Below are 14,940 nucleotides of genomic sequence, written 5' to 3'. Positions count from 1 at the left end.
GCGAGCCGCTCAGCGCTGAGCGGCCGCGGAGGTCAGCTTGCCCCCGCTGCCTTCGGTGTCGATCTCGTCCATCGGCACCTGCGACGTCTCCGGGATCTTGATGATCGGGATGATCGCGATCAGCGCCGCGGCCATCAGGTAGTACGCCGGCCAGTCCGGGTTTCCGGTGCTCTGGATCAACGCCGTCACGATGACACCGCAGGTGCCGCCGAACAGCGACGTCGAGACGTTGTAGCCGATCGCGAACGAGCCGTACCGGACGCGGGTCGGGAACATCGCCGGGAACGTCGAGCCGATCACCGCGAGCATCAGCACCAGCAGGAGCGCCACGATCAGGAACCCGACGAAGAGCCAGAAGATGCTGCCGGACTGCATCAGCTTGAGCGACGGCCAGCTCAGCACCAGGAACCCGATGGCCGCGGTGAGCAGCAGCGGTTTCCGGCCGATCTTGTCGGACAGCGCGCCGAGCGGGATGATGATCGCCATCTGGATGACCTCGACCGCGATGATGATCAACGTCGAGGTGTTGTCGTTGATCTTCAGCGTTTCCGTGAAGTACGTCGGCATCGTGGTCAGCAGCAGGTAGTCCGCGACGTTCAGCAGCAGCACGATGCCGATCAGGTTGAGGATCATCCGCCAGTTGCGGGTGAAGATCTCCTTGAGCGGCGCCTTCTTCGGCGCCTCGCCCGCGGCCTCCATCCGGCGGAACTCGGGGGTGTCCTCGAGCTTGTTCCGCAGGTAGAGCCCGATCAGACCGAGCGGCAGCGCCACGAAGAACGGGATCCGCCAGCCCCAGGCGTCGACCTGGTCGGCCGACAGGGAGAGCGTCACGGAGAGCACCACGAGGTTGCCGAGCACGTAGCCGCCCAGCGTGCCGAGCTCGAGGAAGCTGCCGAAGAAGCCACGGCGTTTCGTCGGTGAGTACTCGGCGATGAACGTCGCCGCGCCGCCGTACTCACCACCCGTGGAGAAGCCCTGGATGATCCGGAGCAGCAGGATCGCGATCGGCGCCGCGATACCCATGCTGTAACTACCGGCGTACGTCGGCAGGACACCGACCAGGAAGGTGCAGCCGGACATCAGCAGGATCGTGATCGCGAGGACCCGCTTGCGGCCGATCTTGTCGCCGAGCGGCCCGAAGAACGCCCCGCCGAACGGCCGCACGATGAACCCGACCGCGAGCAGCGCCAGCGACTTGAGCACCGCGTTGCCTTCGCCGGGGAAGAACTCCGAGCCGATGCTGACGGCGATCGCACCCGAGGTGAAGACGCCGTAGTCGTACCATTCGGTGGCGTTGCCCATGGCGGACGCCCACACCGCGCGCTTGACGGTTCTCTCGTCCACTGACGGTTTCCCCGTCGTTGCTGCTGGTTCGCTCATGCCGGCGACGACCTCCTCCGTGCAGTGCCCATTGGGCCGTTCGAGCTCATCCCTTCAGTCTTGCGTGGGTCCCTGACCTCGGCAGTCTGAACCGCGAAACATCTACGGTGGGGAACTTTCCGGCTACTGAGAGGTGTACGTTGCCTGCATACCGCGCGGGTCGCGCGCGGGCGCCCGCTACCGGCGAGTTAACGTCAGCGCATGAGTCGTGTTTCTCAACCCTGGCCGCCGGTGGCCGTGGAGCCGGCGGTCCCGCACCCGAAGGCGCCGGCGCCGGGCACCGAGCTCGGGGTGCACTTCGGCGAGTGCTTCGGGTGCGGTGACGAGGCCGACGCCGGGCTGCACCTGCGCTCGACCGTCGGCGAAGGCCAGGTCGTGCACTCGCGGTTCACCGTGACCGCGGCCCACCAGGGCGCGCCCGGGCTTGCCCACGGCGGCCTGCTGGCCTGCGCGTTCGACGAGGCCCTCGGCTCGACGGTCGGCAACCTGATGCGCCGCCCGGCGGTGACCGGCAAGCTCGAGACGGACTTCCGCCGTCCCGTCCCGGTCGGCTCGACGCTGTTCATCGAGGCCCGCCTCGACGGCATCGCGGGCCGCAAGATCTACGTCAGCGCGGACGGCCGTCTCGACGCCGAAGACGGCCCGATCGCGGTGAGCGCCCGCGCGCTGTTCATCGTGGTCGGTTTTGAGCACTTCAGCACCCACGGTGACCCGCAGGCGCTGCAGAAGCTGGCCGAGCAGCACGAGAAGAACCAGCGGCAGCGCGGCGACTGGGAGATCAACCCGTAGGGCTCAGGTGAGGGTGCGCGGGCGGATCGCGTTCGCGCGGTCCACCAGCTCGACGCGCTGCTCGATCGTGCCCGCCAGCCGTGCCAGGGCGCGGTAACACCGCTCCAGCCCGAACCGGAGCTCACGTTCCTCGAGCGAACACCCCAGCACGCGCGCTCCCTGCGTCGGACTGCCCTGCTTCGGCCCGCGAAGCCACTCGTACGCGGCTTCGAGCACGCCGGCGCTGAGCCGAGTCTGACGTTCGACGTCCAGGCGGAGCCGCTCGAGCCGGGCCGACGCGTCGAGCAGGTCGTGCTCGGTCACCGGGGTCTCGCGGCCGTTCGCCTTGGTCGCCGTCGTCTTGATCTTGATGGCGGCGACCTGCGCGTCGACGTAGTGGGTCGAGGACGGCGGCACCGTCTCGAGCACCTCGACGGCGCTCGACCGCGCGCCCTGCGCGAGGTACACCCGGGCGAGGCCGAAGGCGGCGCTGACGTAGTTCCGGTCGGTCCGCCAGACCAGCTCGTAGAACCGCGCGGCGGCGAAGTAGTCGCCGACACCCTCGGCGCTGATGCCGAGCGCGAGCTTCGGCGCGATCTCGCCCGGCAGGTCGTCGTACACCGCTTCGAACGCGACGTGCGCAACGCGGGAGCGGCCGCCGGCCAGCTCGATCAGGCCGCGGTACCAGTCGATCCGCCAGTCGTGCGGGAAGCCGTTCTTGATCGCCAGGTACTGCGCGGCCTGCAGCTGCCGCTGCGCCTCGGAGAACTCGCCCAGCTCGATGCGGGCGCGCACGATCCGCAGCCGCACCTCGATCGACTCCCGCGGCGCGCCGGCCAGCGCCTCGATGGCGCCGCGCGGGTCGAGCGCGGTGGTGGTGGCGAGCACGCCCGCCGCCGGGTCGTCGGTGTCCACCTGCGGGATCGGCAGGCCGGCGACCACCTCGGCCGCGCCGGGCAGCGGCACGCTGGCGCCGGCTTCCGGCACCACCAGCTGAACACCGAACGTACGGCTCTCCGGGCCGAACACAGTGGACGCGCCAGGCCGTGGCTTTCCGGTGCCGAGCGCCATGATCTCGCGCAGCACGCCGGTCAGCTGGTCGGACATCTCCTCCGCGGAGAGGAACCGCCGGTCGGGGTCGGTGTGCGTCGCGCGGCGCAGGAACCGGTAGTACGAACCGAAGAGCGCGAACAGCGGGACCGCGTCCGGGCTGGGCAGGGTCGTCTTGAACTTGGTGGTGTAGCCGGTGAACTCGAAGCTCAGCACCGCGAGCGTGCGCCCGACGGTGAACAGGTCCGACGCCACCGACGCGCCCTGCGTCGCCAGCTCCGGCGCGCTGTAGCCGGTGGTGAAGAACAGCGGGCTCTCGTAGTCGTCGATCCGGCGGACCGCGCCCAGGTCGATCAGCTTCAGCTGCTCGTTGGTCTGGATCACGTTGTCCGGCTTGAGGTCGCAGTAGAGCATGCCCTGGCTGTGCAGGTACCCCATGGCGGGCAGGATCTCCAGCCCGTACGCGATGACCTGGCCGATCGGCAGCGGCTCCGGCCGGCGGCTTTCCCGGTGGTGCGCCAGCGCGAGCTGCCGCAGCGACTGGCCGCCGACGTACTCCATCACGATGTAGCCGACGGTCGTCTCGCTCTGGCGGTCCGGGTGCTGCACGAAGTTGTGGATCTTGACGATGTTGGGGTGCTCGACCTCGGCCAGGAAGCGCTGCTCGTTGGCCGCGGCCGCCAGCGCCGTCGGGTCACCGGAGTCGATCAGTCCTTTGAGGACGACCCAGCGGTCGCTGACGTTGTGGTCCTGCGCCAGGTAGATCCAGCCGAGGCCACCGTAGGCGAGCGCGCCGAGCACTTCGTACTGGCCGCCGACGAGCTCGTTCGGCTGCAGCTTCGGCAGGAACGAGAACGGCGTGCCGCAGTTGTCGCACTTTCCTTCCGCCGCACCGGGTTTCCCGTCCTTGCTCCGGCCGACCTTCGCGGAACACTTGCTGCAGAAGCGCTTTTCCTCCGACACCATCGGGTTCGCCAGCACCGCCGACGCGGGGTCGCGCGCGGGCACCGGCGGGACGTCGACCAGCCCGGCGCCGAGCCGGCCGCGCCGCGACCGGGTGCTGCGCGACGACGTCCGCCGCGAGGTGCCGGGGAACGCGCCGGGCCCGGAGCCCGATGCGCTCCCGCTGCCCGTGCCGGTGCCGGTGTGCCGGCCTTCGCTGGGGCGCTCGGGCAGCACGCTTTCGGTGCCGGGGTCCGGCAGCGGCATGCCCGGCCCGGTTTCCGGGCGGGGCGCCGGCGGCATGATGCTCTGGGTCTCCGGCGCGGGCGCGGCGAGCACGCTCGTCGGCTGCGGCGCGTTCGGATCCGGGCGGACGACCTGCGTGGGCTGCGGTACCGCCTGCACCGGCGGCGGCACGGGGGTGAAGCTGCCCGGCGGGCGCGTCGGGTCTTCCGCACCCGGAACTCGCCCACGCGGCGGTGCCGGCTGGCCGCGCGGCGGCGTCGGCGGACGGCGCACGGGCGCGTGGAAGACGGTCTCCTCCCCACCGGACGCGCCGGACGGCTCGCCGTCGTCGAGGCGGCCGGAGATCGACGGCTCCGGCGTCTCCCACCGCACCGGCGGTGGCGGCTGCCAGCTCGGCGCGGCCACCTGCTGCTCGTCGTCCGGCGCGGCGTGCCGAGGACGGCGCGGCTCCTCCGACACTGCTACCTCCCAGATCCCGGCGACGTGCGCGGGTCGATCCTAGTCACTGGTACTGCGGCGACGGCGGGCTCGCGGCGCCCAGCGACGGCTCGACCCAGCGGCGGTAGCTGTCCTGCCAGGCGCCACCGTTGCGGACCTCGTCGAGCACGGCGTTGACGAACCGGACCATGTCCTCGTTGTCCTTCGGCACGCCGATGCCGTAGTTCTCCTCGGTGAACTGGCCGCCGACGACCTGCAGCGTCGGGTCCTGCGCGGCCATCCCGGCGAGGATGGTGTCGTCGGTCGACACCGCGTCGACCTGGCCCTGCTGGAGCATCACCAGGCAGTCCGACCAGTTGTCCACCGAGACCGGCACCAGCTTCGCCGGGTCCGTCGCGATCTTCGCCGCGGACGTCGACTTCTTCGCCGCGCACACCCGCTTGCCGGTGAGGTCGGCCAGCTTGGTCACCTTCGACTCCTTGGTGACCAGGATCCGCTGCCCCGCCTTGTAGTAGACGGACGAGAACTGGACGTCCTTCTTGCGCGAGCAGGTGATGCTGTAGGTCCGGACCACGATGTCGACCTGGTGCTTTTCCAGGACCTCCTCGCGCTGCCCCGACGTGATCGCGCGGAACTGGACGTGCCCGTCCGGCGAGCCGAAGATCGCGCGCGCGATCTCGTTGACCATGTCGATGTCGAAGCCCTCGAGGTTGCCCGACGTGGGGTTGCGGAAGCCGAACAGGTAGGTGGTCTGGTCGACCCCGGCGATCAGCTTCCCGCGCCGTTTGATCTCGCCCATGGTCGAGCTGTCGGGAACGCTGGTGCTGCTCGGGGAGAGGCTGGCCAGCGGGTTGCAACTGGTGTCGGAGCCGCCGCCGGCGCTCGTGTCCGGCCCGCCGACGTGGGCGGGCTGCGGCCAGGCCGCGTTGCTCACCGGCGCCGGGTCGACCGGGTTCCCGGGACTGCCGCAGGACGCCGCCAGCAGCGCGACGACCGCCAGCACACCCGCCCGGACCGTGTTGCCGCGCCTGCTCACCGGTACTCCCTCAGTCGCTCCCGCGTCCCCATGGTGACACCCGCCGCGGCGACGATCGCCAGCACGGCAAGGCCGGGCGCGAGGAACGTCAGCGCGCGGTCGCCGTTGTGCGTGTCGTCGAGGAACTGCTGCCTGCCGACGTCGATCGCCGCCTGGAGGCTGTCGTCGAGCCGCCGGAACGCCGGCGCCGAGCCGCCTTCCTTGCTCTCGAGCACGGCGGAGTCGACGGCTTCCTGGTACAGCCCGCCGTTGTCCTGGGCACGCACCTGCGCGTGCGCCTTCAGCCAGTCGTTCGCGGCCTTCGTCGCGTCGGCGACCTTCGCGGCGCCTTCGCCGTCCGGGATCAGGCCACGGGCTTCGCCGAGCAGGCCGGCCTGGCCGTCGGGGCCGAGCAGCTGGGCCGCGTTGGTGCCGAAGTCCCGCTCGTACGTCGCGCCGTCGCCGCGGGCGACCAGCGTCAGCGTTTCGTCCGCGCGGGCCTGCAGCGCGGCGATCCGCGCGCGCACCAGGACGTCCACCCGGTGCGAGCCGTCCTCCTGGCCGCTGGCGACCAGGGTGCCCTGCAGGATCAGCGCGACCGCGCCCCACAGCAGCGACACCACGACGGCGACCGTCGCGACGACGAGCCCGACGTTCAGCAGCCGGTTGGTGCGCCGGGTCAGGTAGACCTGCGCCACGACGAGCGCGGCGAGCAGCGCGACCATCAGGATCGTGGCGAGCCACGGGAAACCGGTGGCGCTGTCCTGCTCTTCGATCAGCCGCGCGGTGTCGACGCGGTAGAGGTCCTGCGCGGCGGGCAGGATCTTCGCCCGCATCAGCTCGGACGCCTCGCGCAGGTAGGACGCGCCGACCGGGTAACCGAGCCGGTTGTTCGCGCGCGCCGTCTCGACGAGCCCGGTGTAGACCGGCAGCTGCTGGTTCAGCATGTCGACGGGAGCGGCCGCGTCGGCGACGTCGGAAGCGTCCGAAGCCGCCTTCGCGAGCGCGGCGCCGGCTTCGGCGACGTCACGCTCGTAGCGCTGGCGGAGTTCCGGCGGTTCGGTGCCGATCGAAAGGAACGCGCTCGCCGCGGTCGCGTCGGCGTCCGAGAGCGAGCGGTAGACCTGCTGCGACGCGGCGGCGAGCGGCTCGCGGTGGTCGATGACACCGCTGATCGTGTCGTCGCGGTCCTGCACCGACAGGGTCGCGACCAGTCCGGAGACGAGCGCCAGCAGCACCAGCCCGACGGCGATCACGGTGAGCCGGCCGGGTGTGGTCGCGGCGGACCGGATGATCGCGCGCACCCCCTGGCCGGGCAGGTCCAGCAGCCCCAGCAGACCGCTGCGGCCCCCGGCGCGGTCGCGGCCGTCCGGTGGCGACGGTGGGGGTCCCGGCGCGGGCGCCGTGGGACCCGGGGCCGTCGCAGTGCTGGTCATCCCCGATTCCTCCCCAAAAGCGGTACCCGCAGAAGGTAGCCGAGTCGCGGTCGGTGCAGCCACCGGCACCGCCCGCTGTCATCAGCACGTGATCTCAGAGGCGGTGCGTCAACGCGTATCTGACGGCCTCCGCGCGATGCCGGGCGCCGATCTTCGCAAAAGTGTTGTTGATGTGCGTTTTGACCGTGGCTTCACCGATGTAGAGCTCGGCGGCGATCTCCGGGTTGGTCAACCCGCGCGCGACCAGCACGAGGACTTCGGCTTCGCGGGTGGTCAGGCCGTCCGGCAGTTCGGGCTTCTCACGGGGCGCGGACCAGGTCCCGAGCGCCGCGACCAGACGGTCGGAGACTTCGCCGGTGAAGATCGCCTGCCCGGCCGCCGCGGACCGGAGCGCGGCGGCGATCTCGGTGCGCCCGGAGTTCTTCGTCAGGTAACCGCGGGCGCCGGCGCGGAGTGCGTCCGCGATCGACGCGTCGTCGGCGTACGTCGTCAGCACGACAACGGCGGTGCCGGGGTGGTCGCGCCGGATCAGCCGGGTCGCGGCGACGCCGTCGAGGCCCGGCATGCGCAGGTCCATCAGCACGACGTCGGCCGGGTGGGCGGTGAGGATCTCGACGGCTTCGCGACCGTTGCCCGCCGACGCGACCACGTCGACGTCGTCGAGCAGGCCGAGCAACGCGACCAGACCCTCGCGCACCGCCTGCTGGTCGTCGGCCACGACCACCCTGATCAACTCCGCACCTCCGCGAGCACGCGCCAGTGGCCGTCTTCCGGGCCCGAAGCCAGCGTGCCACCGGCGAGGGCGAGCCGCTCGCGCATCCCGGCCAGCCCAAAACCTTCACCTGTCCGAGTGAATTCGCCGAGCGCGTTGCGGACTTCGAGCCGGACCGCCTCCGGTGCGTACGTCAACCGCATCCGGACGTCCTCGCCCGGCGCGTGTTTCCCCGCGTTCGTCAGTGCTTCACGCGCGATGCCCACCAGCGCGACGACCACCGCGGACGGCAGCGGCCGGGCCTCACCATCGGCGTCGAAGGCCACGGAAACGCGGTGGTCACGGGCGTGTGCGGCGGCCGTCGCGGCAAGCGCGTCGGCGAGCGGCAGGACGTCCCGGCGGAGCGCGGTGACGGCGTTGCGGGCTTCGACGAGCCCGTCGGCGGCGAGCCGCCGCGACCGGCGGACGGACTTCAGCGCACCGTCCACATCGGACCGTTCGTCGAGCAGCGCCTCGGCGAGCTCGAGCTGGACACCCAGCGCGCCAAGGGAATGCGCCAGGACGTCGTGGAGCTCGCGGGCGATCCGGGTGCGCTCGTCGAGCGCGGCGGCGCGCGCGTGCTCCGCCTGCGCGACCCGGGTCTGCTCGAGCAGCGCCTCGGCCTGCAGCGCCTGGACCTCGTACTGGCGGCGGTTGAGCCCGATCAGCACGAGCAGAAGCATCACGCCGGCGTCGGAGAACGCGCCGGCCGCCGACTGCCCGGCGACCAGGTGCGAGACCACCACCAGCACGATGTCGGACAGCCCGATCCCGAGGATCGCGCCGACGCCGACCGAGGTCAGCGTCGCGAGCCGGCCGAGCGCGATGACGGACAGGACGATCGCCGACGAGTCCTCCGCCCACCCGACGATCACCGCCGGCAGGGTGCCCGCGACGGCGAGCAGCACGGCCGCCGCTTTCGGCGCCCGCGACGCAAAACCGACAAATCCGAGCCAACAGGCGCTCGCGACGCCGTAGCAGGTCCAGATCCACGGGTCCGATTCGTGCGCGGTCAGCAGCGTCGCCGCGAAGAAGAGGGTGCCGAGCAGCTGCACGACGAGCCAGCTCGGCGCGATGGTGTCCGGCAGCGCGGGACGGTTCGGCACGCCCCCATCTTCCCCCGGCGTCAGCCGCGGATGGCGGGGGCCAGCGAATGCGGCAGCACCGCTTCGGGGTCCGGCGGCCGCCGGACCAGCACCTCGACGTCGTCGGCGAAGCGGTACGGCTTCGCGCCGAGGATGCCGCCGAAGTGGCGCCGCAGACGGGACATCTCGGCACGGACGGTGACGGTGCGGCCGGCGTCGCCGAACAGGTCGAGCGACAGCTCGGACGCCGAGCGGCCCTCGGGGCGGCTGGCCAGCACGTACAGCATCTCGGCGTGGCGCGGGCTGAGCCGGTGCGTCCATGTCCCGGAGGCGCCGGCCACGGTCAGCTCGGGTTCCCGCGGCGAACGGACGTCGAGGACAACGCGGGTGGGCGGCGCGGTCTCGTGCTCGGTCAGCCGGATCAGCCAGCCGCCGGGCACCGGCTCGGCCGCGCAGTTGCCGTACGCCGGCAGCCAGACCCGGCCGGGCGCGAGGCCGGTGGGCAGCGCGATCCGGTCGACCGGCGCGAGCCCGGCGGCCGCCGCGACCCAGCCGTGGTCGTCGGCCACGACGGCCCTTCCAGCGACCTTCGCGAGCACCGGGACGGCGAAGCCGCGAAGCCGTTCCAGCTCGGTGAGGTGGGCGGCGCGCAGCTGGGACTCGGCGAGCCGTGTCACGGCGTCGACCAGCGCCAACGTCGTCGCGTGCACGGTCGGGGCCGGGCCGGAGAGGTCGACGACGCCGAGCAGCCTGCCGTCACGCGGGTCGTGCAGCGGCGCGGCGGCGCACGTCCAGGAGTGCTGCGCGCGGACGTAGTGCTCGGCCGAATACACCTGCACCGGGCGGCGCGTCACCAGCGCCGTGCCGATCGCGTTGGTGCCGACGGCTTCCTCCTGCCAGTCGGCGCCTTCGACGAACCCGAGGGCGTCGGCGCGGCGGCGGACCGCGGCGCTGCCGTCGCGCCAGAGCACCATCCCGCCAGCGTCGACGATCACCATGATGTGCGAGGCCTGCTCGGCGAGGCTGATCAGGCCGCCGCGCAGGGTCGGCAGCGCCTCGGCCAGCCGGCTCGTGCGGCGGCGCACTTCCAGCTGTTCGAAGGTCAGGACGGGCGCGGCGGCGCGGCTGTCCGGGTCCATGCCGAGGCGGCGCATCCGCTGCCAGGACGCGCCGATGACGGCCCGCGGGCGGCTGGGCAGCGCTTTTCCGCTCAGCGCCGCTTCGTGGACCTGCGCGAGGACGCGTGCGTGCCGCCGAGGGTCCGCCCCGGCAGGCAACGCTGCCTCGAGGTCTTGTCGCCCCAACCGCCGCTCCTTGCGCTCTTCCTCCTCAGTCTGCCTTTTTGATCCGGTGATCGGAAGAGCGGCGGCACGGCGTCTTCGGCGCCCCGGCTCGTGTGCCTCAGTGCGTCCACTGTGGACGGCAGTCGACCTGCGTTGATGCCTTGCGCGTCGCCGTGCTGGATCATCGCCGGTACTCCACAACCGCCTTCGCCGCGTTGAGCACCTTCTGCGCGTCCGGGATGTAGAGGTCCTCGAGCGCGTCGGAGAACGGGACCGGCGTGTGCGGCGGCGTCACCATCTCGATGGGCGCCCGCAGCGAGCCGAACGCCTCCTTGGCGACGAGCGCGGAGATGTCCGTGGCCAGGTTGCAGCGTGGCGAGGCCTCGTCGACGACGACCAGCCGTCCGGTGTTCCCGACGCTCTCCAGGATCGTTTCGGTGTCGAGCGGGCTGGTGGTGCGCGGGTCGATGATCTCGGCTTCGATGCCGTTGTCCGCGAGCTCTTTCGCCGCCTCTTCGGCCATGCCGACCATCCGGCCGATCGCGACGATGGTGACGTCACCGCCGTCGCGGACGACGTTCGCCTCGCCGAACGGGATCGTGTAGCTGTCCTCCGGCACCTCGCCGCTGGTGTCGTAGAGCGCCTTGTGCTCGCAGAAGATCACCGGGTCGTCGTCCCGGATCGACTGGATGAGCAGGCCCTTCGCCTCGTACGGGCTCGACGGCACGACGACCTTCAGCCCGGGGATGTGCGTGAAGATCGGGTACAGGCACTGCGAATGCTGCGCCGCGGCCCGCAGGCCGGCGCCGTACATCGTGCGGATCACCACCGGCGTCCGGGCGTTGCCGCCGAACATGTACCGGAACTTCGCCGCCTGGTTGAAGATCTGGTCGAAGCAGACACCCATGAAGTCGATGAACACGAGCTCCGCGACCGGCCGCTGCCCGCGCGTCGCGGCGCCGATCGCCGCGCCGACGAACGCCGACTCGGAGATCGGCGTGTCGAGCACCCGGCCCGGGAACCGGTGGAAGAGGCCGTTGGTGACACCCAGGACACCGCCCCAGGCGTCGTCCGCACCCTGGCTGCCGGCGCCGCCCGCGTTGTCCTCGCCCATGACGATGACCGACTCGTCGCGGGTCATCTCCTGCACGAGCGCCTCGTTGATCGCGTCGCGGTAGCTGATCGTCCTGGCCATGACGGCGCTCCTTCAGCTTCAGTACGAGACGTAGACGTCGGTTTCGAGGTCATCCTTCGTGGGTTTCGGCGCGGCCTTCGCTTCGGTGACGGCGTCTTCGATGAGCTTCGCGATTTCGGCGTCGATGTCGTCGAGGACCTGTCCGGGCAGCTCACCGCTCTCGGTGACGCCGGCGCGGAACCGCTTGAGGCAGTCGAGGTTCTTGCGGACGTCGGCGACCTCGCCGGCCCGGTGGGTCTGCCGGTCACCTTCGAAGTGGCCGAAGTAGCGGGTGAACTTGACCTCGATCAGCGTCGGGCCGCCGCCTTCACGAGCGCGTTCGACAGCTTCACCCGCGGCTTCGTGCACGGCGAAGAAGTCGAACCCGTCGACGATCACGCCGGGCATGCCGAAGCCGGCGGCCCGGTCGGCGATGTTGTCCGACGCGACGGACCAGCGGCTCGACGTCGCTTCGGCGTAACCGTTGTTCTCCGCGACGAAGATCGCGGGGAGGTTCCAGACGGACGCGAGGTTCAGCGCCTCCAGCGTCGTCCCCTGGTTGCTTGCGCCGTCGCCGAAGAAGGCGACGCCGACACCGCCGGTGTTCTGCTGTTTCGCGGCGAGCGCGGTGCCGCAGATGAGCGGCGGTCCCCCGCCGACGATGCCGTTCGCGCCGAGCATGCCCTTCGAGAGGTCGGCGATGTGCATCGAGCCGCCCTTGCCGTGGCAGGACCCGGTCCGGCGGCCGTAGATCTCGGCCATCATGCCTTTGACGTCGACACCTTTGGCGATGCAGTGGCCGTGGCCGCGGTGGGTGCTGGTGATCGCGTCGCGGTGGTCGAGGTGGAGGCAGACGCCGGTGGCCGAGGCTTCCTCACCGGCGTACAGGTGCACGAACCCCGGGATCTCCCCGGTCGCGAACTCCTCGTGCACCCGCTCTTCGAAGGCCCGGATGGTGCGCATCACGCGATACGCCTCCCGCAGGGTGTCCGTCATCTTCGACGCTCCTTCCCTTGCTCGGTTTCCGCGCGCAACAGCCCTTTCCGCGCCGCTTCCGCCATCGCCCCCCGGACGTCCACGACCCACGGCCCGTCCGGCTTGAGCTCGACGAACGCGCTCTCGCCGGTCTTCAGCTCGAGTTCGCGCTCACCGTCGAGCGCGATGACACCGCCGGCCGCGGCCAGTTCGACCCGCATGCCGGCCTTGAGCACACCCCACCCGCGCACGCCGACAGGCCGCACGAGCCCGGGCGCGATCGGCGCCTGCACGACGTACGGCGTCTCGCCGACCGGCCCGAGCTGCAGCGCAACGCCGTCCGGGCTCGACCGCGGGCTCGGGCAGAGCTGGCCGGGCACGCTGGAGAGGCCGATGCCGTCCGGCTCGGCGAAGGTGCAGTACAGCTCGGTCAGCGACGACGGGTCCCACAGCGCCCGAGCCCCGATGTGCCTGCTCAGCGACACGCAGACGTCGACGAGCGCGATCTCACGACGCGCCTTCGTGACGACCTCGAGCATGCTGACGCGGTGCGTGACGAGGTCGGGATCGATCTGCCCGGTGGCGATCAGCCCGGCGGCCAGACCGGCGACGGTCGCCTCCCGCATCTGCGGGAAGGCGTTGTTGGTCCCGGTGGAGAGGGCGAGGATCGGCACGTCTTCGCAGGCCGCGGCGGCGACCCGGGCGGTCCCGTCCCCGCCGAGGACGACGATGACCCCGGCGCCCGCCTCGACCATCCGGCGCACCGCATTCGTCGTGTCGGCGGCGGTGCCGGTGATCGGGTCGTCCTCGCAGAAGTCGACCTTCGGCCAGGCCCCGCCCCGGCCCAGGGCCCGCAGGACCGTGGCGGAGATCCCACCGAGATCGGTCGAGACGAGGGCCCGGTCGAGCCCGGTCACGGCGAACGCCGCCAGCAGCCGCTGGACCATGTTGGCCTTCTCCGCGGTGGGGAACACCGAAGCCTGCGCGACCAGCCGGCGGATGTCCCGCCCCGAAGCCGGATTCGCGACGATCCCCGCCACCGTTTCACCCACCTGACCTCCCGACAGCGCATCGGAGGACAGGAGACTCCGAACACGGGGGCGAACGGAAGGGTTGCAGGGCGTTGCACTTCACCCGCGCACGGCGACCGGCGGCCCGTACGAGGTCAGCCCGGTGGGCGCGCACCCGGAGCGTCGAAGATCACACTCGGCGCGGTCCGCGCTCTCGAATGGACTGTCCACCTTGGAGGCGAACGCCGCACGGCCGGAGAAGAACCAACCGGAGCCGAGCCCCGGCAAGCGGCTACGGCACGAGCGGCTACGGCACGAGGTTGGCCGTGCCCTCGAAGGTGAAGCCCGCCTCTTCGACCGCGGCGCGGACGGCGTCTTCCGCCAGCGCGGTTTCGGCACGCACGACCACCCGGCCGGCCGGGACGTCGACGTCCACTTCGGTCACTCCGGGCAGCGCGCTGATTTCTTCGGTGACCGACTGGGCGCAGTGCCCGCAGTTCATCCCGGAGACGGTGTAGCCGTGCTCGATCATGGCGCGGAGTTTACGAAAAGGGCCGCCACCCCGAACGGGTGACGGCCCTTTTTCAAGATCAAAGTCAGATCACGGTGACCGACGTGGCCTGCGGGCCCTTCTGGCCCTGGCCGATCTCGAACTCGACGCGAGCGTTCTCTTCCAGGCTCTTGAAGCCGTTACCCTGGATCTCGCTGTAGTGAACGAAGACGTCGCCGCCACCGTTGTCGGGGGTGATGAAGCCGAACCCCTTCTCGGAGTTGAACCACTTCACAGTGCCCTGAGTCATAAAAAAGTCTCCATGTGTAACACCAAAAACAGGAAGCCACTTCGGCGACCCGGGTCAACCACGGGGACGGTTTGCTTCCTCGGCGAGGAGACACTACGCCCGCTGAATTCTGCGAGCGTGACTCAACACGAACACAAAAATCGAGACCATGTGCAGTAAAGCACACCTTGACCAGGGCGGACAAGCAGTCGTCACCCGGGAGGGGTGAGCTATTCGCCACTCGCGGGGCGCAGACCCTCCGCCGAGAAGGGCGAACGCCAGGTCGTGTCGCGTTCCGCCGCGACCACGGCGTCGTCGTGGGCCTCCGAGCTGGCGCTGAACAGCACCGGTACGACGCCGGAGGACTTCCGCGCTGCTTCGGATGCGTGCTGGTGATCGGTCACGTCGAAACTCCCCTCGTTCCCTGCCCGCTGCGGCGCGGGTCATGACCGTGATGGTGCCATGCGGCACCGACAGAAACCGGCTATTTCCCGCCGGGACCCGGCCGGGAAGGTTCAGCGGCGAACCACCACCGGAACACCGCCAGGCTACCTGAGCCAAGGCCCCGCTACCACACGACATTCCCGGCGTTTTCCGGAATGAAACCG

General features: G+C 70.9%; 14 protein-coding genes. 1 reads left to right on the top strand and 13 read right to left on the bottom strand.

What is annotated here, in order from left to right; all coding sequences use genetic code 11:
* Positions 1-9 precede the first annotated feature (9 nt).
* A complete protein-coding gene (locus ACIA5G_RS02050) occupies positions 10-1,344 on the bottom strand; it encodes an MFS transporter (RefSeq protein ID WP_395920375.1) in 1,335 nt (444 codons plus the stop codon).
* 237 nt (positions 1,345-1,581) lie between these two features.
* Here ACIA5G_RS02050 and ACIA5G_RS02045 point away from each other — a divergent pair, with 237 nt between their 5' ends.
* Complete coding sequence (locus ACIA5G_RS02045; RefSeq protein ID WP_395920374.1) at positions 1,582-2,169, top strand: PaaI family thioesterase; 588 nt, start codon at positions 1,582-1,584, stop codon at positions 2,167-2,169.
* Positions 2,170-2,172: 3 nt separating this feature from the next.
* Here ACIA5G_RS02045 and ACIA5G_RS02040 read toward each other — a convergent pair whose 3' ends face one another.
* From ACIA5G_RS02040 to ACIA5G_RS01985, 12 genes are all read right to left on the bottom strand, one after another.
* Positions 2,173-4,845, bottom strand: coding sequence for a tetratricopeptide repeat protein (locus tag ACIA5G_RS02040; protein WP_395920373.1), 2,673 nt, complete (start codon positions 4,843-4,845; stop codon positions 2,173-2,175).
* Between the two features lie 43 nt (positions 4,846-4,888).
* Positions 4,889-5,860: a glutamate ABC transporter substrate-binding protein gene (locus ACIA5G_RS02035; RefSeq protein ID WP_395920372.1), complete on the bottom strand. Its 972-nt coding sequence runs from the start codon at positions 5,858-5,860 to the stop codon at positions 4,889-4,891.
* Complete coding sequence (locus tag ACIA5G_RS02030) at positions 5,857-7,275, bottom strand: hypothetical protein (RefSeq protein ID WP_395920371.1); 1,419 nt, start codon at positions 7,273-7,275, stop codon at positions 5,857-5,859. Before ACIA5G_RS02030 ends, ACIA5G_RS02035 begins: the two co-directional genes overlap by 4 nt.
* A 94-nt stretch (positions 7,276-7,369) precedes the next feature.
* Positions 7,370-8,008 carry a response regulator gene (locus tag ACIA5G_RS02025; protein WP_395920370.1) on the bottom strand — a complete coding sequence of 213 codons (639 nt, stop codon included), beginning with the start codon at positions 8,006-8,008 and terminating at the stop codon, positions 7,370-7,372.
* Complete coding sequence (locus ACIA5G_RS02020) at positions 8,005-9,132, bottom strand: sensor histidine kinase (RefSeq protein WP_395920369.1); 1,128 nt, start codon at positions 9,130-9,132, stop codon at positions 8,005-8,007. Before ACIA5G_RS02020 ends, ACIA5G_RS02025 begins: the two co-directional genes overlap by 4 nt.
* A 20-nt stretch (positions 9,133-9,152) precedes the next feature.
* Complete coding sequence (locus tag ACIA5G_RS02015; protein WP_395920368.1) at positions 9,153-10,415, bottom strand: GAF domain-containing protein; 1,263 nt, start codon at positions 10,413-10,415, stop codon at positions 9,153-9,155.
* Between the two features lie 160 nt (positions 10,416-10,575).
* Complete coding sequence (locus ACIA5G_RS02010; RefSeq protein WP_395920367.1) at positions 10,576-11,589, bottom strand: alpha-ketoacid dehydrogenase subunit beta; 1,014 nt, start codon at positions 11,587-11,589, stop codon at positions 10,576-10,578.
* A gap of 18 nt (positions 11,590-11,607) precedes the next feature.
* Positions 11,608-12,564, bottom strand: a complete 957-nt coding sequence (locus ACIA5G_RS02005) for a thiamine pyrophosphate-dependent dehydrogenase E1 component subunit alpha (RefSeq protein ID WP_395920366.1) — start codon at positions 12,562-12,564, stop codon at positions 11,608-11,610.
* Complete coding sequence (locus ACIA5G_RS02000; protein WP_395920365.1) at positions 12,561-13,595, bottom strand: ATP-NAD kinase family protein; 1,035 nt, start codon at positions 13,593-13,595, stop codon at positions 12,561-12,563. The genes ACIA5G_RS02005 and ACIA5G_RS02000 overlap by 4 nt, the downstream gene beginning before the upstream one ends.
* A 265-nt stretch (positions 13,596-13,860) precedes the next feature.
* The gene (locus tag ACIA5G_RS01995; protein ID WP_395920364.1) at positions 13,861-14,085 is read right to left on the bottom strand and encodes a heavy-metal-associated domain-containing protein; all 225 of its coding nucleotides are present in this window, start codon (positions 14,083-14,085) and stop codon (positions 13,861-13,863) included.
* Between the two features lie 64 nt (positions 14,086-14,149).
* Positions 14,150-14,353 carry a cold-shock protein gene (locus ACIA5G_RS01990; RefSeq protein WP_013222289.1) on the bottom strand — a complete coding sequence of 68 codons (204 nt, stop codon included), beginning with the start codon at positions 14,351-14,353 and terminating at the stop codon, positions 14,150-14,152.
* A 209-nt stretch (positions 14,354-14,562) separates the two neighbouring features.
* Complete coding sequence (locus tag ACIA5G_RS01985) at positions 14,563-14,736, bottom strand: hypothetical protein (protein WP_395920363.1); 174 nt, start codon at positions 14,734-14,736, stop codon at positions 14,563-14,565.
* Positions 14,737-14,940: the final 204 nt, after the last annotated feature.

Source organism: Amycolatopsis sp. NPDC051758, from assembly GCF_044453095.1.
Classification (GTDB): domain Bacteria; phylum Actinomycetota; class Actinomycetes; order Mycobacteriales; family Pseudonocardiaceae; genus Amycolatopsis.
This window is presented reverse-complemented; position numbering and strand designations above follow the sequence as displayed.

Bases quoted from the DNA above. Each gene is read 5' to 3' on its own strand.
- ACIA5G_RS01990 (WP_013222289.1), bottom strand. From the start codon at position 14,353: ATGACTCAGGGCACTGTGAAGTGGTTCAACTCCGAGAAGGGGTTCGGC.
- ACIA5G_RS02005 (WP_395920366.1), bottom strand. From the start codon at position 12,564: ATGACGGACACCCTGCGGGAGGCGTATCGCGTGATGCGCACCATCCGG.
- ACIA5G_RS02045 (WP_395920374.1), top strand. From the start codon at position 1,582: ATGAGTCGTGTTTCTCAACCCTGGCCGCCGGTGGCCGTGGAGCCGGCG.
- ACIA5G_RS02030 (WP_395920371.1), bottom strand. From the start codon at position 7,275: ATGACCAGCACTGCGACGGCCCCGGGTCCCACGGCGCCCGCGCCGGGA.
- ACIA5G_RS02010 (WP_395920367.1), bottom strand. From the start codon at position 11,589: ATGGCCAGGACGATCAGCTACCGCGACGCGATCAACGAGGCGCTCGTG.
- ACIA5G_RS01995 (WP_395920364.1), bottom strand. From the start codon at position 14,085: ATGATCGAGCACGGCTACACCGTCTCCGGGATGAACTGCGGGCACTGC.